At 62.3% G+C, this 22,437-nt stretch carries 28 protein-coding genes; 24 read left to right on the top strand and 4 right to left on the bottom strand.

The features are described 5' to 3' along the window. Window positions 1-213: 213 nt before the first annotated feature. Together ACFHWW_RS30475 and ACFHWW_RS30470 are read left to right on the top strand one after the other, a co-directional pair. Window positions 214-966, top strand: a complete 753-nt coding sequence (locus ACFHWW_RS30475; protein WP_100671915.1) for a Crp/Fnr family transcriptional regulator — start codon at window positions 214-216, stop codon at window positions 964-966. A 124-nt stretch (window positions 967-1,090) separates the two neighbouring features. Continuing rightward, window positions 1,091-1,477 (top strand): response regulator, encoded by a 387-nt coding sequence (locus ACFHWW_RS30470; protein WP_100671914.1) that lies wholly within the window; start codon window positions 1,091-1,093, stop codon window positions 1,475-1,477. A 13-nt stretch (window positions 1,478-1,490) separates the two neighbouring features. On the opposite strand, the gene cysQ is transcribed toward ACFHWW_RS30470, so the two are convergent. Further along, the gene (cysQ, locus tag ACFHWW_RS30465) at window positions 1,491-2,267 is read right to left on the bottom strand and encodes a 3'(2'),5'-bisphosphate nucleotidase CysQ (RefSeq protein WP_379942968.1); all 777 of its coding nucleotides are present in this window, start codon (window positions 2,265-2,267) and stop codon (window positions 1,491-1,493) included. 393 nt (window positions 2,268-2,660) lie between these two features. Here cysQ and ACFHWW_RS30460 point away from each other — a divergent pair, with 393 nt between their 5' ends. The 6 genes from ACFHWW_RS30460 to ACFHWW_RS30435 all read left to right on the top strand — a co-directional run bounded on the left by ACFHWW_RS30460 (window position 2,661) and on the right by ACFHWW_RS30435 (window position 8,163). Continuing rightward, entirely contained in the window at window positions 2,661-3,563 is a 903-nt protein-coding gene (locus ACFHWW_RS30460) for a branched-chain amino acid ABC transporter permease (RefSeq protein WP_003525638.1), read from the top strand. A 4-nt stretch (window positions 3,564-3,567) separates the two neighbouring features. Continuing rightward, window positions 3,568-4,953: a high-affinity branched-chain amino acid ABC transporter permease LivM gene (gene livM, locus ACFHWW_RS30455; RefSeq protein ID WP_275597486.1), complete on the top strand. Its 1,386-nt coding sequence runs from the start codon at window positions 3,568-3,570 to the stop codon at window positions 4,951-4,953. Further along, window positions 4,953-5,840 carry an ABC transporter ATP-binding protein gene (locus tag ACFHWW_RS30450; protein ID WP_018095766.1) on the top strand — a complete coding sequence of 296 codons (888 nt, stop codon included), beginning with the start codon at window positions 4,953-4,955 and terminating at the stop codon, window positions 5,838-5,840. The genes livM and ACFHWW_RS30450 overlap by 1 nt, the downstream gene beginning before the upstream one ends. Beyond that, complete coding sequence (locus ACFHWW_RS30445; RefSeq protein WP_100671911.1) at window positions 5,837-6,562, top strand: ABC transporter ATP-binding protein; 726 nt, start codon at window positions 5,837-5,839, stop codon at window positions 6,560-6,562. The genes ACFHWW_RS30450 and ACFHWW_RS30445 overlap by 4 nt, the downstream gene beginning before the upstream one ends. A gap of 25 nt (window positions 6,563-6,587) precedes the next feature. Continuing rightward, window positions 6,588-6,932 (top strand): DUF6867 family protein, encoded by a 345-nt coding sequence (locus ACFHWW_RS30440; RefSeq protein WP_100671910.1) that lies wholly within the window; start codon window positions 6,588-6,590, stop codon window positions 6,930-6,932. Window positions 6,933-7,044: 112 nt separating this feature from the next. Then, the gene (locus tag ACFHWW_RS30435; protein ID WP_018095763.1) at window positions 7,045-8,163 is read left to right on the top strand and encodes a branched-chain amino acid ABC transporter substrate-binding protein; all 1,119 of its coding nucleotides are present in this window, start codon (window positions 7,045-7,047) and stop codon (window positions 8,161-8,163) included. Window positions 8,164-8,169: 6 nt separating this feature from the next. On the opposite strand, the gene ACFHWW_RS30430 is transcribed toward ACFHWW_RS30435, so the two are convergent. Beyond that, the gene (locus ACFHWW_RS30430; RefSeq protein ID WP_379942964.1) at window positions 8,170-8,457 is read right to left on the bottom strand and encodes a recombinase family protein; all 288 of its coding nucleotides are present in this window, start codon (window positions 8,455-8,457) and stop codon (window positions 8,170-8,172) included. 321 nt (window positions 8,458-8,778) lie between these two features. On the opposite strand from ACFHWW_RS30430, the gene ACFHWW_RS30425 reads away from it, so the two are divergent. Continuing rightward, window positions 8,779-9,078: a DUF1778 domain-containing protein gene (locus ACFHWW_RS30425; RefSeq protein WP_018095760.1), complete on the top strand. Its 300-nt coding sequence runs from the start codon at window positions 8,779-8,781 to the stop codon at window positions 9,076-9,078. 6 nt (window positions 9,079-9,084) lie between these two features. After that, window positions 9,085-9,585: a GNAT family N-acetyltransferase gene (locus ACFHWW_RS30420; RefSeq protein WP_100671909.1), complete on the top strand. Its 501-nt coding sequence runs from the start codon at window positions 9,085-9,087 to the stop codon at window positions 9,583-9,585. Between the two features lie 71 nt (window positions 9,586-9,656). On the opposite strand, the gene ACFHWW_RS30415 is transcribed toward ACFHWW_RS30420, so the two are convergent. Beyond that, window positions 9,657-10,109: a MarR family winged helix-turn-helix transcriptional regulator gene (locus tag ACFHWW_RS30415; protein WP_275597491.1), complete on the bottom strand. Its 453-nt coding sequence runs from the start codon at window positions 10,107-10,109 to the stop codon at window positions 9,657-9,659. 183 nt (window positions 10,110-10,292) lie between these two features. Between ACFHWW_RS30415 and ACFHWW_RS30410 the strand changes: the two genes are divergently transcribed. The 14 genes from ACFHWW_RS30410 (at window position 10,293) to ureG (ending at window position 19,089) form a co-directional block, all read left to right on the top strand. Continuing rightward, window positions 10,293-11,288, top strand: coding sequence for an alpha/beta fold hydrolase (locus tag ACFHWW_RS30410; RefSeq protein ID WP_275597492.1), 996 nt, complete (start codon window positions 10,293-10,295; stop codon window positions 11,286-11,288). Between the two features lie 117 nt (window positions 11,289-11,405). After that, window positions 11,406-11,528 carry a hypothetical protein gene (locus ACFHWW_RS30405; RefSeq protein WP_272939031.1) on the top strand — a complete coding sequence of 41 codons (123 nt, stop codon included), beginning with the start codon at window positions 11,406-11,408 and terminating at the stop codon, window positions 11,526-11,528. Between the two features lie 57 nt (window positions 11,529-11,585). Then, window positions 11,586-12,419: an urease accessory protein UreD gene (locus ACFHWW_RS30400; protein ID WP_275597493.1), complete on the top strand. Its 834-nt coding sequence runs from the start codon at window positions 11,586-11,588 to the stop codon at window positions 12,417-12,419. Between the two features lie 28 nt (window positions 12,420-12,447). Continuing rightward, window positions 12,448-12,750 (top strand): urease subunit gamma, encoded by a 303-nt coding sequence (locus tag ACFHWW_RS30395; protein WP_100671906.1) that lies wholly within the window; start codon window positions 12,448-12,450, stop codon window positions 12,748-12,750. A 12-nt stretch (window positions 12,751-12,762) separates the two neighbouring features. Then, window positions 12,763-13,017 carry a DUF1272 domain-containing protein gene (locus tag ACFHWW_RS30390; protein ID WP_100671905.1) on the top strand — a complete coding sequence of 85 codons (255 nt, stop codon included), beginning with the start codon at window positions 12,763-12,765 and terminating at the stop codon, window positions 13,015-13,017. Between the two features lie 11 nt (window positions 13,018-13,028). Further along, window positions 13,029-13,334, top strand: a complete 306-nt coding sequence (locus tag ACFHWW_RS30385) for an urease subunit beta (RefSeq protein WP_003525615.1) — start codon at window positions 13,029-13,031, stop codon at window positions 13,332-13,334. Continuing rightward, window positions 13,331-13,750 (top strand): lysozyme inhibitor LprI family protein, encoded by a 420-nt coding sequence (locus ACFHWW_RS30380; protein WP_379942960.1) that lies wholly within the window; start codon window positions 13,331-13,333, stop codon window positions 13,748-13,750. The genes ACFHWW_RS30385 and ACFHWW_RS30380 overlap by 4 nt, the downstream gene beginning before the upstream one ends. A gap of 3 nt (window positions 13,751-13,753) precedes the next feature. Continuing rightward, on the top strand, window positions 13,754-14,404 hold the full coding sequence (locus tag ACFHWW_RS30375) for a hypothetical protein (RefSeq protein WP_018095753.1): 651 nt from the start codon (window positions 13,754-13,756) through the stop codon (window positions 14,402-14,404). Between the two features lie 3 nt (window positions 14,405-14,407). After that, window positions 14,408-16,120, top strand: a complete 1,713-nt coding sequence (ureC, locus tag ACFHWW_RS30370; protein WP_324762179.1) for an urease subunit alpha — start codon at window positions 14,408-14,410, stop codon at window positions 16,118-16,120. A 166-nt stretch (window positions 16,121-16,286) separates the two neighbouring features. Beyond that, complete coding sequence (locus ACFHWW_RS30365; protein WP_100671901.1) at window positions 16,287-16,826, top strand: peroxiredoxin; 540 nt, start codon at window positions 16,287-16,289, stop codon at window positions 16,824-16,826. Between the two features lie 129 nt (window positions 16,827-16,955). Next, window positions 16,956-17,312: a putative quinol monooxygenase gene (locus ACFHWW_RS30360; RefSeq protein ID WP_379942957.1), complete on the top strand. Its 357-nt coding sequence runs from the start codon at window positions 16,956-16,958 to the stop codon at window positions 17,310-17,312. Window position 17,313: 1 nt separating this feature from the next. Continuing rightward, window positions 17,314-17,778, top strand: a complete 465-nt coding sequence (ureE, locus tag ACFHWW_RS30355) for an urease accessory protein UreE (RefSeq protein WP_379942955.1) — start codon at window positions 17,314-17,316, stop codon at window positions 17,776-17,778. Next, on the top strand, window positions 17,771-18,442 hold the full coding sequence (locus tag ACFHWW_RS30350) for an urease accessory protein UreF (RefSeq protein WP_379942953.1): 672 nt from the start codon (window positions 17,771-17,773) through the stop codon (window positions 18,440-18,442). Before ureE ends, ACFHWW_RS30350 begins: the two co-directional genes overlap by 8 nt. 35 nt (window positions 18,443-18,477) lie before the next feature. Beyond that, on the top strand, window positions 18,478-19,089 hold the full coding sequence (gene ureG / locus ACFHWW_RS30345) for an urease accessory protein UreG (protein WP_379942951.1): 612 nt from the start codon (window positions 18,478-18,480) through the stop codon (window positions 19,087-19,089). A gap of 27 nt (window positions 19,090-19,116) precedes the next feature. Here ureG and ACFHWW_RS30340 read toward each other — a convergent pair whose 3' ends face one another. Next, window positions 19,117-22,428 (bottom strand): efflux RND transporter permease subunit, encoded by a 3,312-nt coding sequence (locus tag ACFHWW_RS30340; RefSeq protein ID WP_275597501.1) that lies wholly within the window; start codon window positions 22,426-22,428, stop codon window positions 19,117-19,119. Window positions 22,429-22,437: the final 9 nt, after the last annotated feature.

Below are 22,437 nucleotides of genomic sequence, written 5' to 3'. Positions count from 1 at the left end.
CGGGTCGGAGCGGGATAGGGGCGGAAACCGCGCCCATTTTCCTGCCCCGCTCCAGCGAAGGATAGAGGCAGACATAGGGTCTGGCCGCGGGCAAGTCCATGATCCGAGGCGGCGTTCACCAGCTTTCGTCTTCGGTCTTGTCGTTCTTTTGCGCCATGCTAGTGTGTCAAGTCTGCCCCATCCGCTCCGGTCCGCCGGGCCTCGAGATACCTCATGATAACCGAAGGCAAATTCAACAAAGGCACGCCCTGCAAAGAGTGTCCCTTGCGCCCGCTTCCGCTGTTTCGCCCCTTCAAGGCGGAAGAACTTGCATTCGTCTCCCACTTCAAGATCGGCGAGCTCGTCTTCGATGCGAGCGCGACGATACTCGCGGAGGGGGAGCAAAGCGAGCATCTGTTCACCGTGCTTTCCGGATGGGGCTTTCGCTACAAGATGCTCGATGACGGCCGGCGGCAGATCCTGAACTACGTGATGCCGGGCGATATCGTCGGGCTGCAAGGCACTCTCATGGGCGAGATGCAGCATTCGATCGAGGCGCTTTCGCCGGTCGTGCTCTGCGTCTTCCAGCGCGACAGGCTCGGCGAACTTTACAGGCAGCATCCCGACCTCGCCTACGACCTGACCTGGATCGCAGCGCGTGAGGAGCGGATGCTGGACGAGAATCTGCTGAGCATCGGCCGCCGTTCCGCTCTGGAGCGGGCAGCCTACCTCATCGCCTTTCTTTACCAGAGAGCCGCCACGCTGGAGCTCTTCCGCGGCGGCTGGACTGTTATTCCCGTCACGCAGCAACACGTTGCCGACACGCTCGGCCTCTCGATCGTCCACACCAACAAGACGCTGAAGAAGCTGGCTGCCAGGGGCCTCCTGCGCTGGGCCGAGAAGGGCTGCGCCGTCCACGATATCGACGGCTTGCTTGCGCTTGCGGGCTGGGACGGATTCAGCGAGCCGAAGCGGCCGCTGATTTGATGCGAATCGTTATGCGTCTAATTACGTACAACATGTCTTTTTTAAATGCGCCCGGCCTCCCGGGTGTTCTATTAGCCGCTTCTTTATGGTCTCGGAAAAACGAGAGGCCGAGGATGCAGATATAATGCCAGTCAGTCAGGTTCCGCCGGCCATCAAGTCAGTCCTCGTCCTCGAGGACAATTTCCTTATCGCTCTGGACATGGAAGAGATGCTCGTCGCTCTCGGGGTGACGAGCGTTCACGTCGCCACCACCAGAGCAAAGGCGATGGAACTCATCGCCGATCATACGTTCGATTTCGCAATTCTCGACATCAACCTGGGGGACGACACGAGCTTTGCCGTTGCCGATGCGCTGATGGCGCGGGGCATCAGCTTCGGCTTCACCAGTGGCTACGGGGAACTGTTGGCGCTGCCGAGCCATCTTCGCGATGTTCCGAGGATCGACAAACCCTTCAGCGAGGGAACGCTCAGCAGCCTCATCGCCACGGCCGCCTCTTCAAGAGACATGTGACTGCCGTTGCGGCCTACGCCCTGCCGCGCGAGATGAACCAGGGATTGGCGAAGTCGCTGTCATCCGGTTGATTGCGCTTGCCGTAGCCGAGCGGATTGCCCGCCATTGTCAGTGTCTGGCCACCTGCCGCCCTCAGGATCGCGTCGCCTGCCGCGGTGTCCCACTCCATCGTCCGGCTGAAGCGCGGATAGATGTCGGCAATGCCTTCCGCCAGCAGGCAAAACTTCAGCGACGAGCCGACGGCCTCATGGTCGCTGATGTCCTGATCGGTGAGGAAGGAGATCGTTTCGGGGCTGTTGTGCCAGCGGCTGGTCAGCGCCATCGGCCGGTCGCCGCAGCGGCGGCAGCCGATGGTGGTCCATTCGCCCGTTACCTGGCCATCCCCGACCACCGCCTTCTTCGCCATGCCCGCAGCCGCCGAATAGATGAGGCCGAGAGCCGGTGCATAGACGACGCCGGCGACGGGTGCGCCGCTTTCTATGAGGCCGATATTGACGGTGAAATGGCTGTTGCGCTCGACGAATTCCTTCGTGCCGTCCAGCGGGTCGACGAGGAAGAAGCGCGTTCCGGCGATATCGGCAACGTGGCCTGCGGCGACCTCCTCCTCCGCGACGACCGGTATATCCGGGAAGGCGGCCGCCAAATCGGCAAGGATGATCTGCTCGGCGCGGTGGTCCGCATCGGTCACGGGCGAGGCGTCAGCCTTGTAGGTGACGGCCGGCCCGGCCCGGTAAATTTCCAGGATTGCTTGTCCGGCGGCGAGCGCCGATGTCTCCAGTATGTCCAGCATTGCTTCCTGTTCTTGCGGTCGAGGCGATTCGCTTTGGAGCGCTTCGCCTCTTATCAGACGGGCAACGGCCACTGTAGCACTTGAATTGCTGCGCGGGTCATTTGCCGCGGCGGGATGGGGCTTCCGCCCACGGTAATGCGCCCCGCTTCATTGCCGCTTTCTGCCCTTTGCTGCCGAAGGAGGCTATTTCGCAAGCGAATGCTGCTGAAATTTTCATTTTTCCGGCTCGAAAAGTGTCAAATCGATTTTATCGCGGAACAATTTGGTGGTGGCGCATTTTTTAGCTTTCATTTTCAATTGAAAGCGGTATGAAATCGGGCCTAGCACATGCTCGAAAACGAGTATTAAAAAACAAGAGATCGGACCGACAGGATCCGGTCCAGGGGAAGATTGATGGAGTATTTTGTCCAGCAGCTCGTCAACGGGCTGACGCTTGGGTCTATTTATGGTATGATCGCGATCGGTTATACCATGGTCTACGGCATCATCGGCATGATCAACTTCGCCCACGGCGATATCTTCATGCTTGGCGGCTTTGCCGCATTGATCGTCTTCTTGCTTCTCACGACTTTCATTGCCGGCGTGCCGGTTGTACTGGCGCTTTTGATCATGATGGTCGTCGGTATGCTGACGGCTGCGCTTTGGAACTGGACCATCGAACGCGTGGCCTATCGCCCGCTTCGCGGTTCCTTCCGTCTGGCGCCGCTGATCACGGCGATCGGCATGTCGATCGTGCTGTCGAACTTCATCCAGGTGACGCAGGGCCCGCGGAACAAGCCTATCCCGCCTCTGGTCTCCTCGGTCTATGACCTGTTCGGCATCTCGGTTTCTCTGAAGCAGATCATCATCGTCGTCATCACGGCAATCCTGCTCTCGGTCTTCTGGTACATCGTCAACCGAACTCCGCTCGGCCGGGCCCAGCGTGCGACCGAACAGGACCGCAAGATGGCGGCGCTGCTCGGTGTCGATGTCGACCGCACGATCTCGGTGACCTTCATCATGGGCGCCGCCCTCGCCGCCGTCGCCGGGACCATGTATCTGATGTATTACGGCGTGGTCGTCTTCACCGACGGTTTCGCCCCGGGAGTCAAGGCGTTTACCGCTGCCGTTCTCGGTGGGATCGGGTCGCTGCCCGGCGCCGTGCTCGGCGGCTTGCTGATAGGCCTCATCGAGTCGCTGTGGTCCGCCTACTTCACCATCGACTACAAGGATGTCGCGACCTTCTCTATTCTCGCGATCGTCCTGATCTTCAAGCCGTCGGGTATTCTCGGACGACCGGAAGTCGAGAAGGTATAGTTCCATGGCAAATGTCGCATCCACAACCGCAAGCGCCGGCAGCGAGCTGACGGCGCGGGCGCTCCGCGAGGCTGTCTTTGCGGGCCTCATCACGCTCGGAATGTTCGTGCTCTTCGTCGGCCTCAAGACCGACCAGAACATCCGCAACGAGCTCATCCTCACGCCGCGATTTGGCCTGCTTGCGACCTTCGTGGCCATCGCCATGGTCGGCCGCTTTCTCATGGTCGCCTATGTCCAGCCGCGGCTGGCGCAGCGCAAGGCGGCAAAGGCGGCCGCGCCCGATGTGGTGAAGGAGGAGACCTTCTTCAGCCGCAACTGGTCGAAGATCGCGGTCATCCTGCTGCTGTTCTACCCACCGGTGATCGTCGCGCTCGTGGGCGTCCAGGGATCGCTGAAATGGGTCGACAATTTCGGCATTCAGATCCTCATCTACGTGATGCTTGCCTGGGGCCTCAACATCGTCGTCGGTCTCGCCGGGCTGCTCGATCTCGGCTATGTGGCCTTCTATGCCGTCGGTGCCTATTCCTACGCGCTGCTCTCCAGCTATTTCGGCCTGTCCTTCTGGGTGCTGCTGCCGATTGCCGGCCTTCTCGCCGCCTGCTGGGGCGTCGTTCTCGGCTTTCCGGTGCTGCGCCTCAGGGGTGATTACCTCGCGATCGTGACCCTCGCCTTCGGTGAGATCATCCGCCTCGTGCTGATCAATTGGACGGAAGTCACCAAAGGCACGTTCGGCGTTTCCGGCATCGCCAAGGCGACGCTCTTCGGTATCAAGTTCGATGCCACGAAGGACGGCTTCGCGGCAATGATGGGCCTGCCGATGTCTTCGGCCTATTACAAGATCTTCCTGTTCTATCTGATCCTCGGTCTTGCCCTGCTGACGGCGTTCGTCACGATCCGGCTGCGCCGGATGCCCATCGGCCGCGCCTGGGAGGCATTGCGTGAAGACGAGATCGCCTGCCGTTCCCTCGGCATCAACACCGTCACCACCAAGCTGACGGCGTTTGCGACGGGCGCGATGTTCGGCGGCTTTGCCGGTTCGTTCTTCGCGGTGCGCCAGGGATTCGTCTCGCCGGAATCCTTCGTCTTCCTGGAATCGGCCGTTATCCTCGCCATCGTGGTTCTCGGCGGCATGGGCTCGCTGACGGGTATCGCCATTGCCGCCGTCGTCATGATCGGCGGCACGGAAATCCTGCGTGAACTGACCTTCCTCAAGATGATCTTCGGACCGACCTTCACGCCGGAACTCTATCGCATGCTGATCTTCGGCCTCGCCATGGTCGTCGTCATGGTCTGGAAGCCGCGCGGCTTCGTCGGATCACGCGAGCCGACCGCGTTCCTGCGCGAACGCAGGGCAATCTCCGGCAGCTTCACCAAAGAGGGGCACGGCTGATGGCCTTTGGGACCGACACCATGACAAAAGATCCCATCCTCAAGGTTGAACGCCTGTCGATGCGCTTCGGCGGTCTCATGGCCATCAACGACTTCTCCTTCGAGGCGGAGCGTGGCGAGATCACAGCGCTGATCGGTCCGAACGGAGCGGGCAAGACGACGGTGTTCAACTGCATCACCGGTTTCTACAAACCGACGATGGGCATGATCACCATGCGGCAGAAGTCGGGTGCCGAATTCCTTCTGGAACGGCTGCCGGATTTTGAAATCACCAAAAAGGCCAAGGTGGCTCGGACCTTCCAGAACATCCGCATGTTCTCGGGTCTGACGGTGCTCGAAAACCTGCTCGTTGCCCAGCACAACAAGCTGATGCGGGCGTCCGGCTATACCATTCTCGGCCTGTTCGGCTTCCCGGCCTATCGCGAAGCATCCAGGGAATCGATCGAGCTCGCCAGGCACTGGCTCGAAAAGGCATCGCTGACCGAGCGAGCCGACGATCCGGCCGGCGACCTGCCCTATGGTGCCCAGCGGCGGCTCGAGATCGCCCGCGCAATGTGTACCGGGCCGGAGCTTCTCTGCCTGGACGAGCCCGCGGCGGGTCTCAATCCGCGCGAATCGCTCGCCCTCAATGAACTGCTCCAAGAGATCCGGCGCGATACCGGCACCTCCATCCTGTTGATCGAGCACGATATGTCCGTTGTGATGGAAATATCGGATCACGTCGTCGTGCTCGAATACGGTCAGAAGATTTCCGACGGCACCCCGGACTTCGTGAAGAACGATCCAAAGGTCATTGCGGCCTATCTGGGTGTCGAGGACGAAGAGGTTGAAGAGGTGATCGGAGAAATCGAGGAAATCGAAGGCGAGCGTGGGGGGCCCGGACAATGACTGCGCCCCTGCTGCATGTGAGAGGCGTCGAGACCTATTACGGCAATATCCGCGCGCTGAGCGGCGTGGACATGGAGGTCCATCGTGGCGAGATCGTCGCGCTGATCGGCGCCAACGGCGCCGGGAAATCGACGCTCATGATGACGATCTGCGGCAGCCCGCAGGCGCGCACCGGCTCGGTTCACTTCGACGGCCAGGACATCACGCGTCTGCCCACGCATGAGATCGCGCGTCTGAGGATTGCCCAGTCGCCGGAAGGGCGCCGGATTTTCCCACGCATGACGGTGCTCGAAAACCTCCAGATGGGTGCGAGCCTCGACAATCTGAAGCACTTCAAGGAAGACGTGGAGAAGGTCTTCACGCTTTTCCCGCGGCTCAAGGAGCGGCAGGCGCAGCGTGGGGGGACGCTTTCGGGAGGCGAGCAGCAGATGTTGTCGATCGGCCGTGCTCTGATGGCCCGTCCGAAGCTCCTGCTGCTCGACGAGCCGTCGCTCGGGCTTGCGCCATTGATCGTCAAAGGTATCTTCGAAGCGATCAAGGTGCTCAACAAGACCGAGGGCCTCACCGTGTTCCTCGTCGAACAGAACGCCTTCGGAGCGCTCAAGCTTTCCGATCGAGGCTATGTAATGGTCAACGGCCGTGTGACGATGAGCGGGTCAGGCAAGGACCTCCTCGCCAATCCGGAGGTTCGCGCGGCCTATCTCGAAGGCGGCCGCCATTGATCCGCCGGGTGTGGAGTTGAGTGAGATGCACGGAATTCTCTACGAAGAAGCCTCGATCTGGCAGTTTGTTTTCATCACCTGCGTTCTCGGGGGCTGGACCGCGTGGCGGACCGGCAAGAGCGTCGCGGAAAGCTGGGGTGACGTTCCGCGGCTCGTGATTTATGTCGCACTTTTGGGCTGGGGCATCCGGTTCATCCACCATGCGCTTTTCAACGGAACGATGTTCACCCTGCAATACTATGTAGTGGACACGGTCGTCCTTTTATTGTTTGCTGCCGCTGGTTTCCGTTACTATCGGACCAAGCAAATGGCCAGCATGTACTATTGGCTTTATGAAAAAACTTCGCCTTTCTCCTGGAAGGCAAAATAAGGGAACGGCGCGTGCCGGTCCGCGGCCGGTGCGAAAGAACACCGGCGCAATGATGGTGGGCATTGCGCAGGCTTATGAAACGAGACCCGCTCGAATATTTGGGAGTAACAAGATGAAAAAGTCTCTTCTGTCGGCCGTTGCGCTGACAGCAATGGTCGCCTTCAGCGGCACCGCGTGGGCTGACATCCTGGTCGGTGTCGGAGCTCCGTTGACTGGTCCGAACGCCGCCTTCGGCGCGCAGATCCAGAAAGGTGCAGAGCAGGCGGCCGAGGACATCAATGCTGCAGGCGGCATCAATGGGGAACAGATCAAGGTCGTACTCGGCGACGACGTTTCGGATCCCAAGCAGGGTGTTTCCGTCGCCCAGAAATTCGTGGCCGATGGCGTGAAATTCGTCGTTGGTCACTTCAACTCGGGCGTCTCGATTCCCGCATCGGAAATCTATGCGGAAAACGGCATCCTGCAGGTGACGCCGGCCTCGACCAACCCGCAATATACCGAACGTGGCCTGTGGAACACCTTCCGCACCTGTGGCCGTGACGACCAGCAGGGCGCCGTTGCGGGCGCTTATATCGCGGCCAATTTCAAGGACGCAAAAGTCGCCGTCATTCACGACAAGACCCCCTATGGTCAGGGCCTTGCCGACGAGACCAAGAAGTCGATGAACGAAGCCGGCGTCACCGAGGCGCTCTATGAAGGCATCAACACCGGCGACAAGGACTTCTCCGCACTTATCGCCAAGATGAAACAGGCTGGTGTCTCGATCGTCTATTACGGCGGTCTGCACACGGAAGCCGGCCTGATCATGCGCCAGATGAAGGACCAGGGCCTGAACGCGACGATGATGTCGGGCGACGGCATCGTCTCGAACGAACTGGCCTCGATTGCCGGCGATGCGGTCGACGGCACGCTGATGACCTTCGCACCGGACCCGCGCAAGAGCCCGGCTGCCAAGGACCTCGTCGAGAAGTTCCGCGCCGCCGGCTTCGAGCCTGAAGCCTACACGCTCTATGCCTATGCGGCCCTTCAGGTGATCGCAGAAGGCGCCAAGGCCGCCGGCAACACCGATCCGCAGGCGGTCGCCGAAGCCATCAAGGCCAAAGGCCCGTTCAAGACGGCAATCGGCGAGCTCGGCTTCGACGAAAAGGGCGACATCACCCGCCCGGACTACGTCATGTACACCTGGAAGAAGGGTGACGACGGAAAGTTCAGCTACTTCCAGAACGAATAGTTCTTCTTACAGGCGATCTGGAAGGCCCGGCGGCAAACGCCGGGCCTTCTGCCGTTGTGCGCCCGGCATGGGCGCACTCTTGTCGCGGCTGACGCGATCCAGCGCCTCGGCAAGCACCATATCGAAGCGGCCGCGCACGGAATCCATGACCAGCGCCTGGAGGCCGGGCCGCTGGATCATGCTGGAGCAGGAGATGGAATGGTCGGCCCGTAGCCGGCACTTGCGGAGCTGGTCGGCGATCGAGGCCTTGCGCTGCTGGTCCGAGGAATAGCGGGCGTAAACGGCAACCTTCACTGAGATTCGCTCCGAAGCATCAGGTAGTGCGCTTCCTCCGTCGCTTCGTCATCTGTATTCTTGAGCATAGCATTCCCTTGCCAACTGCCGTGCCAGGAAATCGACCACGCGCAGCCAGCGCGGGTCCGGATTGCCGCGGGGGGGGCGGCCACCGCGCTATCGCGCACTGTGGTATAGCACGATGACCTATGGGATTCCCGCCTTGGCATCGCCATATCCCGCTCCGTCCCGCCTCTCGCCGACAACTTCGGCCATTGAATTGACCATCTCGTATTGCAGTATGCGATACAAACCCCTATATTCCCCCGAAGGAGACGAATGATGGCCAGCACAGCGGAACGCAAGGAATATCCCATCTCGATGCGCCTGCCCGAAGCAGACGTGGCGATGATTGATCGCGCTGCCAGCCTGCGGGGACGCTCGCGCACCGAATTCGTGCGCGATGCGGCGGTGCGCGCGGCCGAGGAAGTGGTCATGGAGCAAAGCCCGATCCGGATGAGCCCCGACAGTTTTGCCGCCTTCATGGAGGCCCTGTCCGCTCCGGCCGAACCTGTTCCCGAGATGGTCGAGCTGGCCAAACGGCCTGCTCCATGGGAGCCTGGCTACGTTCCGAGACGGTAATACCCGGTGCTATCCGTTCCCGAGCCGCTCTCCGCAGCGCATGATGTCTCGCAATTCTCGTGTGGCAAGCCGTCGCTCGATCACTGGCTGAAAACGCGCGCCCTGACCAATCAGGAGAGGGGGTTCACTGCCGTTCTCGTGGTGCATGAGGAAGGCCGTGCCGTCGGCTACTACGGTCTGGCGCCCACGGCGGTCGTGCCGTCGGTCCTTCCGCGTTCGATCCGCACTGGCCAGCCACCTGATCCCGTTCCCTGCCTCCTTCTCGGCCAACTCGCCACCGACACTCAGTGGGCAGGCTTGGGTATCGGGACGGGTCTGGCGAAGCACGCGCTACAACGCTGCGTCCGGGCGGCCAGCCTTATCGGCGGCCGCGCTGTGATGGTTAATGCGATTGACGTCGAGGCTTCGCTGTTCTGGCAGAGGCGTGGTTTCACGCCCTCGAAGGAAGATCCCTTCGTCCTGTTCCGATCCATCAGCGCCATCGCCGCCTCCTTCGCCGAGCGGTGACTATTCGGTCTTGGTGTTATCGGCTTAGCGCTGGTGTTCGAGCGCCGACGCTTCCTGTTCAATGATGCACTTTATCGCAGCAGCGATGCCCGGAGAGCCGCGATCTCTTGTTTCAGCCGGGCGACCTCTGCCGGCTCCATCCCCGTCGCATCGGCAATGCCGATCGGGACGCGGCTTGCTTTTTCCCGGAGCGCGCGGCCCGTCTCGGCCAGGCGCACGCGCACTTGCCGCTCATCGGCCTTGTCGCGGGTGCGCAAAATGTAGCCCATGGCTTCCAGCCGCTTCAGCATGGGAGTGAGCGTGCTCGACTCCAGGAACAGCTTCTCGCCCAGACTGCCGACGGTCTGGTCGTCCTTTTCCCAAAGAGCCACCATCACGAGGTATTGCGGGTAGGTCAGGTCGAGCTCGTCGAGGAGCGGCTTGTAGACACGCGTGAAGGCGTGATTTGCGGAGTAGATCGCGAAGCACAGGAAGTTGTCGAGCTTCATGAGTTCCTCCGAAGGAGGGAGGTTTGCCTTTGCCATCGCTTCGGTCCCGATTGTCTTTCCGACTATAATAAATCGTTCGCGATATAATCGCAAGGTATTGACGTCTGCCGCAGTCCGCGATAAATATCGTGCACGATTTAATTGTTGCCTATTTAACGGCCGCGGCGATGATCGGATCGTGTGAATTTTGATCGGATTTCAGGGAAAGGAGCATTTCCAATGACCAAGGCTCAGGCGAAGACAACCACGAACGACGTCTCCCGCAGAGAAATTCTGGCAGGCGCAATCGGCGCCGCTACCGCCGCGGCCGCACTCTCGGCCACCAGCCCGGCCGTCGCCGGTGGCGCCGAGCCGCAAGCCGGTGCGGCGGCCACGAGAGTAACCGGCAGCAGGATCAACACGCGTGATGGCGTCGAGATCTACTACAAGGACTGGGGTCCGAAGGACGGACCGGTGGTCGTCCTCAGTCACGGCTGGCCGCTTTCGTCGGACAGCTGGGAGGCACAGGCCTTCTATCTCGCCAGTAACGGCTTTCGGGTCGTCACCCATGACCGCCGCGGCCACGGCCGCTCGAGCCAGCCATGGGACGGCAACGACATGGACCATTACGCCGACGATCTCGCCGATCTGATCGAAACGCTGGACCTCAAGGACATCTTCCTTGCCGGCTTCTCGACCGGCGGCGGCGAAGTCGCCCGCTATATCGGACGCCACGGGACCGCCCGCGTCGCCAAGGCAGGACTGATCTCGGCAGTGCCGCCCTTGATGGTCAAGACCGACGACAACCCCGGCGGTCTGCCGAAGGAGGTCTTCGATGGCCTGCAGGCCGCCAGCCTCGCCGATCGCTCGCAGCTTTACCGGGACATCGCCTCGGGCCCGTTCTTCGGCTTCAACCGGCCCGGCGCGAAACCTTCACAGGGCATGATCGACAGCTTCTGGCTGCAGGGCATGACGGCCGGTCACAAGAACGCCTATGACTCCATCGTCGCCTTTTCGCAGACGGATTTCACGGAAGACTTGAAGAAATTCGACGTGCCGACGCTCATCATACACGGCGACGACGACCAGGTCGTGCCGATCGATGCTGCCGCCCGTGCCTCCAAGAAGCTGGTGCCTCAAGCCGAGTTGAAGGTCTATCCGGGTGCGCCGCACGGCATCACGGATACCCACAAGGACCAGCTCAACAAGGACCTGCTCGACTTCGCAAGGTCCTGAGCCAGCGGGAATGCAAAGCAGCTGAAAAGGGCACCCTCGGGTGCCCTTTTTGTATCCGACCGGCTACCCATCGGCTCGATTTCATGCACTATCCGGAAGGATTCCGGGAGACATATGATGACCGCCAAGCCGCGCATTCTTATCACTCGCCGCTGGCCGCAGGCCGTGGAGCGGGTTTTAGACGTGTCGGCCTCCTCGCTTTTGCGAGGCTTCGGCTCTTCCTGTGAAACAATGGTTTGACTTCTGCAACGCGGTTCGGGCGAAAACCCGTCCCAAGGGGAGCTTCGGCGAACGTCCATGGAAACGGCAGCGATCATCGCACCGCAGCGGGCGAGAGGAGAGGGGCGGCTCGTCGCCAAGGCCGAAGGCGGACGCACGCGCATCGCCGAGCTCTACCAGGAAGGCTGTGCGAAGATCCGTCTGCCCAGAACCTTCGATGCCTCGATGGAGGCCGTGCTCATCAATTCGTCGGGCGGCGTGACGGGCGGTGACCGGCTTTCCTGGGAATTCAGGGCGGGAGAAGGCACGAAACTCACGCTGACGACGCAGGCCTGCGAGAAGATCTACAAGGCAAGCGCCGGCACGGCCGAGATTGCGACGCGCATAGCGGTCGCCGCCGGCGCTCACGTCGACTGGCTGCCGCAGGAGACGATTCTGTTCGATCGGTCGGCCCTGTCGCGGAGCCTGGAGGTCGACCTCGCCGCCGACGCATCCTTTCTCGCGGTGGAGGCAGTTCTGATCGGCCGCAAGGCCATGGGCGAGGAGGTGCGCGCCGGCCTCTTCCGCGACAATTGGCGAATTCGAAGCGGCGGCAGGCTGATTCACGCAGAGAACCTCGCCTTGGCCGGAGACGTCGCGGCGCTTGCGTCGCGGCGAGCGGTCCTCGACGGCGCTTCCGCCTTCGCGACCCTCGTCTATGCCGCGCCGGATTGCGAGTCGCAGCTTTCCAGAATGCGTCTGGCGCTCGCGGGACATGCCCTGTCCGGCGTCAGCCATTACCAAGTCGGCGGTCGGGACAAGATCGTCGCCCGCCTTGCTGCGGCCGATGGGTTCGCGCTCAGAAAAATCCTGATCCCGCTCATTTCGCACTTGCGTAAAGACGCGTCTGTGCCGAAAGTCTGGACTCTCTGATCCCTGCAATCGATCTGGACGGCGACGCATGAATCTCACTCCGCGCGAAAAAGACAAGCTGTTGATTTCCATGGCGGCGATGGTCGCGCGGCGGCGGCTCGAGCGGGGCGTGAAGCTCAATCATCCCGAGGCTATCGCCCTCATCACCGACTTCGTCGTGGAAGGCGCGAGAGACGGCCGTTCCGTCGCCGATCTGATGGAGGCAGGCGCCCATGTTCTTACCCGCGATCAGGTGATGGAGGGCATTGCGGAGATGATCCACGACATCCAGGTCGAGGCGACTTTTCCCGACGGGACGAAGCTCGTCACCGTCCACGAGCCTATCCGCTAGCGAGGAGGCACCATGCTCAGCCTGCGTCCAAACTGCGAATGCTGCAATCGAGACCTGCCACCCGATAGCGACCATGCGATGATCTGCACCTTCGAGTGTACTTTTTGCGCCGGCTGTGCGGAAACGAAGCTTGGCGGGACTTGCCCGAATTGCGGAGGCGAACTGGTCCGGCGCCCGGTGCGGCCTGTGGCAATGCTGAAGAAATATCCGGCATCGACGGAGCGCGTCCTGAAGCCCGAAGGCTGTGCGCCCGAACGAGCCGTCTGAGGGGAACGAGCATGATTCCAGGTGAGATTATCGCCGCCGCCGGTGAGATCGAGTTGAATGCGGGCCTCGAAACCGTCAGCATCGAGGTTGCCAACTCCGGGGACCGACCGGTGCAGGTCGGCAGCCATTATCATTTCGCCGAGACTAATCCGGGCCTGATCTTCGACCGTGACGCCGCGCGCGGCAAGCGGCTCGACATCCCTGCGGGTACGGCCGTCCGCTTCGAGCCTGGACAGACACGGCAGGTGACGCTCATCCCGCTTTCGGGAAAGCGCGAGGTTTTCGGCTTCCGCCAGCAGGTCATGGGGAAGCTATGAGAGGGGCCGCTCCTGCTTTGAGCCTGTTGTTGTGCTGCACGGCTTCCGCCTATGCGCAACAGCCCGAGCCGGATTGCGGGAAGGCCGTGACCCAGATGGATCTCAACATATGCGCCGATCAGGACTACCGGGCGGCGGATGCGGAGCTGAACAAGACCTACCGCCTTGCGGTCGCGGCCATGCAGGCGACCGACAAGGAGCTTGGCGGCATCGACGCGGCTTACGTCGGAGCGCTCGAGGCACTGAAAAAAGCCCAGCGCGCCTGGATCGGCTATCGCGACGGCCAATGCGAACTCGCCGGGTTCGAGGCGAGGGGGGGCTCGATGGAGCCCATGCTGGTCTCCGGTTGCCTCGCAGAGCTGACACGCAAGCGCACGGCCGAGCTCAAGAAACTCATGGAATCTTCGGAGAATTGATCATTGCAAAGCGGCCGCGTCATCATGATCGTTGGCAATGGTGACGTGCCCGAGGGCGCTGCCGCGACGATCGATGCAGCCGATCTGGTGATCCGTTTCAACGATTGCCGCTCGGTCGGGAAGGGCGGCAGCAGGACCGATATCATCGCCGTCTGCAACACCGGCCGCCCGGCACTGTCAATGCTTGCCGGCGGGCGCTGGAAGACGAGCGAGCCGGTCCGGCAGGCACGCGAGCTATGGAGCGTCCGCGCCGGAGCCAGGTTCGCCGCGATGCGGGCAGCACTTGCCGAGACACATCCGGATCTCGACGATTTCTGCGACGACTATACGGCCGGCTTCGAGAGCTTCGCGCGGGCTACGGCACGCAAGCACCGGGTCATCGCGGCCGAGACGCATGACCGGCTTGAGCGCGATCTCGCCCGCTTCGCGCCGTCGCCTTATGTCGCGCCGTCGAGCGGCTTGGTGGTCATTTCCGACATCGTGTCGAGCTTTGCCGCAGCCGGCGACGATGTGGTGCTTGCCGGCTTCGGCCATATCGGCTGGCAGTGGCACCCGTTTGCCGCCGAGCGCCGCTATGTCGATGCGCTCGCAGCGCAAGGGCGGCTTCGCAGGCTTCATCCATTTGTCTCTTCAGATTTGCCTCAGGGAGCCTGAACCATGTCCTACAGAATGTCGCGCGCGGCCTATGCCAACATGTTCGGTCCGACCGTAGGCGACAAGGTGCGCCTCGCCGACACCGAGCTCTTCATCGAGGTCGAAAAGGACTTCACCACGCATGGCGAGGAGGTGAAGTTCGGGGGCGGCAAGGTCATCCGCGACGGCATGGGCCAGAGCCAGGTGACGCGCGAAGGCGGCGCGGTCGACACGGTGATCACCAATGCGCTGATCCTCGATCATTGGGGAATCGTGAAGGCGGATATCGGGCTGAAGGACGGGCGGATCGCGGCAATCGGCAAGGCCGGCAATCCGGACACGCAGCCGGGCGTCACCATTATCGTCGGTCCGGGTACGGAGGTTATCGCCGGCGAGGGCAAGATCGTCACGGCCGGGGGCATGGATAGCCATATACACTTCATCTGCCCGCAGCAGATCGAAGAGGCGCTGATGAGCGGCCTGACATGCATGCTCGGCGGCGGGACGGGACCGGCGCACGGTACGCTCGCCACGACCTGCACGCCCGGACCCTGGCACATCGCCCGCATGATCGAAGCGGCCGATGCGTTTCCGATGAATCTCGCCTTTGCGGGCAAGGGCAACGCGTCGCTGCCTGGAGCGCTCGTTGAAATGGTACTCGGCGGCGCGACTTCGCTGAAGCTGCACGAGGATTGGGGCACGACGCCGGCCGCCATCGACTGCTGCCTCTCCGTGGCCGATGAATACGACGTGCAGGTTATGATCCACACCGACACCCTCAACGAAAGCGGATTCGTCGAGGATACGATTGCGGCGATCAAGGGCCGGACGATCCATGCCTATCACACGGAAGGCGCCGGCGGTGGGCATGCGCCCGATATCATCAGGATCTGCGGCCAGCCGAACGTCATCCCGTCCTCCACCAATCCGACGCGGCCCTATACGGTGAACACGCTTGCGGAACATCTCGACATGCTGATGGTCTGCCATCACCTGTCGCCCACCATTCCGGAAGACATCGCCTTCGCCGAAAGCCGTATCCGCAAGGAGACGATCGCAGCGGAGGATATCCTCCACGATATCGGCGCCTTCTCGATCATTTCCTCCGACAGCCAGGCGATGGGGCGCGTCGGCGAGGTGGCGATCCGCACCTGGCAGACCGCCGACAAGATGAAGCGCCAGCGCGGACGGCTCCAGGAGGAGACCGGCGACAACGACAATTTCCGCGTCAAGCGCTATATCGCCAAATACACGATCAACCCGGCGATCGCCCACGGTCTCAGCCACGAGATCGGCTCGCTCGAGGTCGGCAAGCGCGCCGATCTGGTCCTCTGGAATCCGGCCTTCTTCGGCGTGAAACCCGACATGGTGCTCCTCGGCGGCACGATCGCAGCAGCCCCCATGGGCGACCCGAACGCCTCCATCCCCACGCCGCAGCCGGTCCACTACCGGCCGATGTTCGGCGCCTATGGAAAGAGCCGGACCAACTCCTCGGTCACCTTCGTCTCGCAGGCGTCGCTCGATGCCGGGCTTGCCGGCAGGCTCGGCGTCGCCAAGGAGCTGGTCGCCGTCCAGAACACCCGCGGCGGCATCGGCAAGGCGTCGATGATCCACAACAGCCTGACGCCGCATATCGAGGTAGACCCGGAAACCTACGAGGTCCGCGCCGACGGCGAGCTCCTGACCTGCGAGCCGGCGACGGTGCTGCCGATGGCGCAGCGCTATTTCCTGTTCTGAGCCGAACAGCCATGCATCGGCCGCATGGCTGCCATGCGGGAGGCCTCGAACCGTCGCTTTGATGCTGCACTGCAGCGGAAATTTCGTTAGGAAGGGCACTCGATTTCGCCGGTGCGTCTGTCCTCCCAAGACTGCGCCGCCGGCAGCCAGTTCTTAGGAGATGATGATGCTCGGCAGAAAAGTTCCCGCTGTAACCTTCCGCACCCGCGTCCGCGACGAGTCCGTCGGCGGTTCCAATCCGTTCCGCTGGCAGGACGTTACCTCGGACGACTACTTCGCCGGCAAGCGCGTCGTGCTGTTTTCGCTGCCGGGTGCTTTCACCCCGACCTGCTCGACCTACCAGTTGCCGGACTTCGAAAAGCTCACCTCCGAATTCCGGGGTCTCGGGATCGACGAGATCTACTGCGTCTCCGTCAACGACGCCTTCGTGATGAACGCCTGGGGCAAATCGCAGGGCCTCGAGAACGTCAAGCTCATTCCGGACGGTTCGGGCGAGTTCACCCGCAAGATGGGCATGCTCGTCGCCAAGGACAATCTCGGCTTCGGAATGCGCTCCTGGCGCTATGCCGCCGTCGTCAACAACGGCGTTGTCGAGCAGTGGTTCGAAGAGGAAGGCTACTCCGACAATTGCGACAGCGATCCCTACGGTGTCTCCTCGCCGCAGAACATTCTCGCGGCGCTGAAATCCAAGAAGCTCGCCGCCTGATCCCGATTCTACCGAATCGATAAAGCCCCGGCTGCCGCAAGCAGGTTCCTGAAAATCCACGCGATTTTCTCCTTCTTGCTGGTGCCGGGGCTTTTTCTTGCTACAGTGAAGACTTCCAAGAGGAAGCGGATGTGGGGGCGAGAACCGTTCACGTTTCCTCTTTCACCGGCAACGGGAATGCAGAAATTCATGGTTTACATCATTGCATATCTGACGGCGCATGCGGGCAAGGGCGACGAGATCGTGGCGCTGACGAAGCCGCTGATCCAGGCGACGCTGAAAGAGGCCGGTTGCGTCAGCTATGAGCTCTATCGCAAGCCCACGGATCCCGATGCGCTGGTGTTCGTGGAAACATGGAAGGACAGGGCCGCTATCGATGCCCATTTCGCCGAACCACATCTGAAGGCCTTTCAGACGGCGGCGGCAAGCCTGCTGGCGAGCGCCCGCGTCGAGATCGTGCATCCGGAAAAGATCGAGGTGGTCTGACGTGCCCTATCGCTCGACCGAAGTTCGTTCGCCCGGTCCGGGCGAGAGGACGCCGCTCCATCGCCTGACCCTGACGCATGAGCAGCGCCATCTGCGCCGCAAGCTCCTGCACCTCGAAAACGACGATGTGGTGATGCTGGATCTCAAGGAGCCCGTGATGCTCGCCGATGGCGATCTCCTGGTGCTCGAGGGAGGCGGCCATATAGAGGTGAAGGCGGCAGCGGAGGCGCTTTACGACATCCGCGCGCGAAACGCGCTGCATCTGATAGAGCTTGCCTGGCATCTCGGCAACCGGCACCTGCCGGCGGCGGTGGAAGAGGGGCGGATTCTGATAGCCCGCGACCCGGTCATTCGCGCCATGCTTGAGGGCCTGGGCGCCACCGTCGATGACGTGATCGAACCGTTCCATCCCCTGCACGGCGCCTATCACCAGCACGGTCACGGCGATCACCACCGTCATGGCTGAGAATGCCGATACGCAGTCGCTCCTGCGTCTCGTCACCTGGCTCTCGCCCGCCTTTCCGGTCGGCTCCTTCTCCTATTCCGGCGGTCTGGAGCAAGCGATTCATGACGGGCTTGTCACCGGTGCGGACGATTTGCGGCTCTGGTGCGAAACGCTCCTGGATCACGGCACGACGTGGAACGACGCGCTGCTTCTGGCGGAAGGTTACCGTGCATTTGACGATGCCGCGCGGTTGATTGCGGCATCGGAACTGGCCGAGGCGCTTGCCGGATCGCGCGAGCGGCACATGGAAACCATGCTCCTCGGCGAGGCGTTCCTGGCCGCCGCCGGCCACTGGCCGCACGCGGCGCTTAAATTCCCCGGCGGGAGAGCCGCCTATCCGGTGGCGGTCGGCGCGGTCGCCGGAGCGCACTGTACCGGCCTCGAAGCGGCGCTCGCCGCCTTCCTCAACGCCATCATATCGAACGCGGTGTCGGTGGCCATCCGCTGCGGCGTTACCGGCCAGCGCGACGGGGTCGGCATGCTTGCGCGTATGGAGGAGACGATAGGGGCGGCGGCAGCGCGCGCCGCGCGCTCCTCGCTCGATGATCTTGGCGCCGCGACGATCATCGCCGACATTGCCTCGCTGCGACACGAGATCTTGCATTCACGATTGTTCCGCACTTAACGGAACGACGGACGGACTTCGAAAGGATAGAAGAGATGCCATCGAAAAACGGTCCTCTGCGCATCGGTATCGGCGGCCCGGTCGGGTCCGGAAAGACGGCACTAACCGACAAGCTCTGCAAGGCCATGCGGGAGAAATATTCCGTCGCGGTGGTCACTAACGACATCTACACCAAGGAAGATGCCGAAGCGCTGGTGCGTATGCAGGCCTTGCCTTCGGAGCGGATCGTCGGGGTCGAGACGGGCGGATGCCCCCATACGGCGATCCGCGAGGATGCGTCGATCAATCTTCAGGCGATTGCCGATCTCAACCGCCGCATTCCCGATCTCGATGTCGTCTTCATCGAGTCGGGAGGGGACAATCTGGCAGCGACCTTCTCGCCCGATCTCGCTGATCTTACGATCTATGTGATCTCGGTCTGCCAGGGCGAGGAAATTCCGCGCAAGGGCGGGCCGGGGATCACCAGGTCCGATCTGCTGGTGATCAACAAGAAGGATCTCGCCCCTTACGTCGGTGCCGACCTCAGGGTCATGGAACGCGATGCGGCACGGATGCGAGCCGAAAAGCCGTTCGTGTTTTCGGATATGAAACGCGGCGACGGGGTGGAGCGGATCGTCGAATTCCTGACGGTGCACGGGGGACTCTGAGGAGAGCACCCCCGCGCAGCTCTCGTCCTATTCCGCGGCCAGCGCCGGATGGCTGATGACCTTGCCGTCGGACTTGCGGCGCTTCTCGTCTTCCAGCGCCTTGATGCGCTCTTCGAGGCTCTCGATCGTGCTGCCCTGTTCGGCGGCAAGCTTGCTCAGCGCCTCCTGGTCGAGCGGCGGTTCTTCCTCGTCCTTCTTGCCGATGAAGCGGCCGAAAGCCCAGGCGAGGAGACGCGACAGGTCGTCCATGATCAGGAAGAAGGACGGAACCACGACGAGGCTCAGGACCGTCGAGACGATAATGCCGCCGATGACGGCGATCGCCATCGGTGCACGGAAGGAACCGCCTTCGCCGACGCCCAGCGCCGAGGGCAGCATGCCCGCGGACATGGCGATCGAGGTCATGACGATCGGACGGGCGCGCTTCCGTCCCGCCTCGATCATGGCAAGCGTCCGGTCCATGCCGTGATGCATCATCTCGATACCGAAGTCGACGAGCAGGATGGCGTTCTTGGTGACGATGCCCATCAGCATCAGGATACCGATCAGCACCGGCATGGACAGCGCGTTCTGGGTGAGGATCAAGGCGGCTGCCACGCCGCCGATCGCGAGCGGCAGCGAGAACAGGATGGTGAAAGGCTGTATCACATCCTTGAACAGGAGGATGAGCACGACCAGAACCATCATCAGACCCAGCAGCATGGCGTTGCCGAAGCTCTCCTGCATCTCGGCCTGCACCTCGGCGTCGCCGCTTTCGAGGAACTGGACCGTCGCAGGCAGATCGGCGTCGGCGGCGATTTCCCTGAAGCGGGCCGATGCCGTGTCGAGCGCCACGCCGGCGGGCAGATCGGCGCCGAGCTTGACGACGCGGTAGCGGTCGTAGCGCTTGATCGAACTCGGCCCTTCCGCATAGTTGATGTCCGCGACGCTCGACAGCGGCACGGTCGCTCCGGATGCCGTCTGGACCTTCAGGTTGCGGATCGCCGCCAGGTCTGTGCGAAAATCACGGTCGAGCTGCACCCGGATCGGGATCAGGCGCCCATCGAGCGCGATCTTCGCCAACTGCGCGTCGATATCGCCGATCGTGGCGATGCGGATCACCTCGGAGATCTGCGCCGTCGTAATGCCAAGGCGCGACATCTGGTCGTCGCGGGGCCGGATCTGCAGTTCCGGTCGGGGCAGCGCCCCCTCGGGGCTGACGTTGGCAAGCAGCGGGTCTCGGCGCAGATCCGCTTCCAGGGTGGCGACCGCCTTGTCGAGATCCTCCTCGTTGTTGGAAAGCAGGTTGAACGACAGGTCACGTTCGCCGCGATCGTTGAGCTTGGTGACGCGGACATCGGGAATCGATCGCAATCGGGCGAAGATTTCCCTCTCGATCTCGGATTGCGGCTTGATCCGCCCGGCCGGGGGCAGCTTCGGCAGGTATTCGCCGATCAGCGGAGTGCGGCCGATCACGTCGTTGACGACCTTGTTGATCAGCGAATGATCGAGCTTCTCGAGCAGCACCGTGACGGCAGCGCGTCGCAGCTCGAGGTCGCCCTTGGGCGAGGCGCCGCCGAGCACGAAGACGTTTTCCACGCCGTCGATATCCTTGACGCGATTGTAGATCTCGGTGGTGGTCCGGTCCGTATCCGCGAGCATTGCGTCCGGCGGCAGTTCGATCGACAGGCTTACGCGCGAGCTGTCTTCCGGCGGCAGGAAGCTGCCCGGGACGAAGACGAGCAGCGCGACCACCGAACCGACCGAGAGCAGGATGGCGACGAGCAGCGTGGAGTAGCGCGTGTACCAGCGTTTCGTGGTGAAGCGTACGAGGCGCGTGTACTGGCGCATCATGAAGCCTTCATCATCATGATGCCCGCCGGCATCCGAAGGCTTCATCAGATAGGCCGCCATGACCGGCGTAATCAGGCGGGCGACCAGGAGCGAGAAGAACACCGAGACGGCGACCGTCAGGCCGAACTGGATGAAGTACTGTCCCGGAATGCCCGGCATGAAGGATACGGGCACGAAGACGGCGATGATCGTGAAGGTGGTGGCGATCACCGCAAGGCCGATCTCGTCCGCAGCCTCGATCGCTGCCCGGTAAGGCGACTTGCCCATCCGGATATGACGCTCGATGTTCTCGATCTCCACGATCGCATCGTCGACGAGAATACCCGTCGCGAGCGTCATCGCCAGGAAGCTGACGAGGTTCAGCGAGAAACCGAGCAGTTCCATCACCCAGAAGGTGGGGATCGCCGAGAGCGGCAGTGCGACCGCTGAAATCAAGGTCGCTCGCCAATTGCGCAGGAACAGCATCACGACGATGACGGCGAGCAGCGCGCCCTCGATCAGCGTATGAATCGCCGCCTCGTAATTGCCGTAGGTGAAGTAGACCGAATCGTCCACCATCTCGATGGAGACGTCCGGGTGCTTTGCCCGGATTTCATCGAGCGTCTTGCCGACGGTTTCCGCGACCGAGACTTCGCTCGCCCCCTTGGCGCGGAACACGGCGAAGGTGACGCCCGGCTGCCCGTTGAAGCGGGAGAACGACTTCGGCTCCTCATAGGTGTCGATAACATTGCCGAGTTCCGACAGACGGACGAAGCGGCCGTTCGGCAGCGAGATCATCGTACTCGCCAGCGCCGTTACGTCGCGCGTGTCGCCCAATGTGCGGATCGCCTGTTCGCTGCCGCCCACCTGGCCGCGGCCGGAACCGAGGTCCATGTTCATCCGGCGAAGCTGGGCGTTGACGTCGGCGGCGCTGATGCCAAAGGAATTCAGGCGGTCCTCGTCGAGCTCGACCCGGACTTCGCGGTCGGAGCCGCCGTAACGGTCGACACGGCCGATGCCGGTCTGGCCCTGGATGGCGCGCTTGATCGTGTCGTCGACGAACCAGGAGAGCTCTTCCAGCGTCATGCCCGGCGACGAGACAGAAAATGTCTGGATCGCCTGGCCTTCCACGTCGACCTTGGAAACGATCGGCTCTTCGATCGAGGTCGGCAGATCGCTGCGGATGCGGTCGATGGCATCCTTGACATCCTGCACGGCCTGCGTCGTCGGGACTTCCATGCGGAAGATGACGGCGGTCGTCGAAATGCCGTCGGTGATCGTCGACTCGATATGGTCGACGCCGGAGACGCCGGCGACCGCGTCCTCGATCTCCTTGGTGACCTGGGTTTCCAGTTCGGCGGGCGCCGCACCGCTCTGCGTGACGGCGATCGAAACGATCGGCACGTCGATGTTCGGGAAGCGGGTGATGGGCAGCGAATTGAACGACTGCCACCCGAGCACCACGAGCACGAAAAACGCCAGGATGGGCGCGACCGGATTGCGGATAGACCAGGCGGAGAAATTCATGGTCTCATA

Source organism: Sinorhizobium sp. P24N7 (assembly GCF_042436655.1).
GTDB classification, from domain to species: Bacteria; Pseudomonadota; Alphaproteobacteria; order Rhizobiales; family Rhizobiaceae; genus Sinorhizobium; species Sinorhizobium meliloti_A.
The sequence above is the reverse complement of the archived record's forward strand: the minus strand, read 5'-3'. Positions and strand labels throughout refer to the sequence as shown.